3 protein-coding genes are annotated in these 2268 nt (G+C 33.9%); 2 read left to right on the top strand and 1 reads right to left on the bottom strand.

What is annotated here, in order from left to right; genetic code table 11:
* Positions 1-174: 174 nt before the first annotated feature.
* Positions 175-1104, bottom strand: coding sequence for a Uma2 family endonuclease (locus tag H6F32_RS20165; protein ID WP_190371047.1), 930 nt, complete (start codon positions 1102-1104; stop codon positions 175-177).
* 249 nt (positions 1105-1353) lie between these two features.
* On the opposite strand from H6F32_RS20165, the gene H6F32_RS20160 reads away from it, so the two are divergent.
* A complete protein-coding gene (locus H6F32_RS20160; RefSeq protein WP_190371046.1) occupies positions 1354-1650 on the top strand; it encodes a DUF1778 domain-containing protein in 297 nt (98 codons plus the stop codon).
* Positions 1647-2159 (top strand): GNAT family N-acetyltransferase, encoded by a 513-nt coding sequence (locus H6F32_RS20155; RefSeq protein WP_190371045.1) that lies wholly within the window; start codon positions 1647-1649, stop codon positions 2157-2159. The genes H6F32_RS20160 and H6F32_RS20155 overlap by 4 nt, the downstream gene beginning before the upstream one ends.
* Positions 2160-2268 lie beyond the last annotated feature (109 nt).

The raw sequence follows: 2268 nt of genomic DNA, 5'->3' as shown, positions 1-2268 counted from the left end.
GTTTCCTCTCATTTTTAATGCTATTTATTCTCATTAAGCCTCTTAATTTTTGAGTGACCTTTAGTTATTATGTACTACTTCAATGGCTTTTTTGATCTGTGACAGTTGAGGGTGCGGAATGTGGGTTACATCGCTATCAAAAAATAATGACAGCGATCGCCTACCAGCTATATACTAAATATCATCAGGATTAACACCTAATGACCTTAAATAAGCTGCTAACTTCTCCTTTTGTTGTCTTTCCTGTTGAGCAATTTCCTCCGCTTGTTGTTTAGCAATTTCTGCTTGTTGTTTAGCAATTTCTGCTTGTTGTTTAGCAATTTCTGCTTGTTGTTTAGCTAAATTTGCTTGTTTTTTAGCTAAATTTGCTTGTTCAGCAATTGCTTCTGCTTCTAAACGAGCTTGTTTTTCTACAATAGCTCTTTCATCACCAGTTAACAATAAATTACCCATTTCATCCCACCAACGTACCCAAGGTATACCATCATCTTCTATTAAACCTAATTCCACACCCATTGGCGGAATTGGAAAATGTCCTCGTGCGTTGGGTTGTATCCTTTCATAATGTCCCTGAACTAAGCAATATACCTCTAATAATGCTTTTTTCGCTTCAAAAATTGCATAAAAAGGAATCCTAATCGCTTGTTCATAAACCCAAAATTTACCCGCTTTTTCCGTGTCACTGGGAGGGGTTTTATCTCTCTCTTCATCCCCATTTCCTGAGACAAACTCAATAGCAATTAATGGCGCTACAAATTCCTTCCATAGTACATAAGACCTTCTGTATTCTCCATTAAGTTTAGGACTAACATTTGGCACATAAAACCAATCGGGAGCTTCCGCACCTTTTTCTGGTGGATCAACTAAACGCCAGTAAATACCGCTATCTTGACCAATACAATAATTACCGTCTGGGTGTAATTTTTGTAATACTGGTTCAATTGAACTAGTTAATACTATACTTTGGGGATGTTCTTGGAAGTTCTTCACGAAATTTCCGTCTGAGTCTGGTAGTTGTGTATGATCTGGTAAGGTAAATTTAGGCGTATAATGATCTGCAATTGTGGGAGTAGGGGGATCAATCACTGCTTGAGTGGTTTCCATAGTAACTCCAGAATATATATTGAATTGATTTTAATACTATGATAAAGATTTTTAGGGTAAATATTGTCTGAATCAGGATATCCAGGATTTAAGGATGAATAGGATGTTATTTTGTAGTTTAAGATCCTCAACTTCTGACATATTGTTTGCAGTAGATGAGAAAATATGCCATTACAAGTAATTTATCAAAAAAATATCAAAGTACGGAAATTAGACGTACAATAAAAGAAGTTGAGAACCATAAAATTTATGTTGAATACTGGAAAATCCCCATTATCTAAAAAAGAACGTTTAGAAGCACGATTAACTTCAGAACAGAAAGAACTATTACAAATTGCTGCGGAAATTGAAGGAACAACTTTAACCGATTTTGTCATTAGAAGCGCACAATCTCATGCCCGTCGAGTAATTTCAGAACATAATCAGATTAAATTAAGTTTAGAAGATTCTCAATCTTTTGTAGAATCACTACTGCATCCTCCAGTACCTAATGAAAGGATGATGAAAGCTGCGGCGGAGTATAAAAAAGCAATAGGATTAAAATGACTATTCCTAGCTTTAATTATATTATTGAACCTATTTCATCTCAACACAACCGAGATGATTTTTCCTGTGGAATAGAAGCACTGGACTATTATTTAAAAAAACAAGCTAAAGAAGATGTACGGCGATTTTTGACAGCAGTATTTGTTTTATATGATTTGGAAAAACAACATATTGCTGGTTATTATACATTAGCTGCAACTGCTATTCAATTAACTGATTTACCTGATGTTATCATCCGAAAATTGCCTAAATATCCTTTACTTCCAGCCACATTATTAGGAAGATTAGCAATTGATAAAAATTATCAAAATCAGGGATTAGGTACTTTTTTACTATTTGATGCTTTACAAAGAAGTAAAAATAATGAAGTAGCTTCTATGGCAGTTGTTGTAGATGCTAAAAATGATCAAGCTAAGGCATTTTATGAATATCATCAGTTTATTCCCTTTTCTAGTCAACCACTAAAACTTTATTTACCAATGGCGACTATTTTAGAGATGTTACCATAAATCTATCAATAAAATCCTGAATATCTATGATGTGAGGATTTATTAGGAAAGGTACAAATTTATCTTCTATTAAACCTAATTACATACCTATTGATGTAACTCAGGTTAC

It is taken from the genome of Anabaena sp. FACHB-1237 (assembly GCF_014696225.1).
Taxonomy (GTDB): domain Bacteria; phylum Cyanobacteriota; class Cyanobacteriia; order Cyanobacteriales; family Nostocaceae; genus FACHB-1237.
This window is presented reverse-complemented; position numbering and strand designations above follow the sequence as displayed.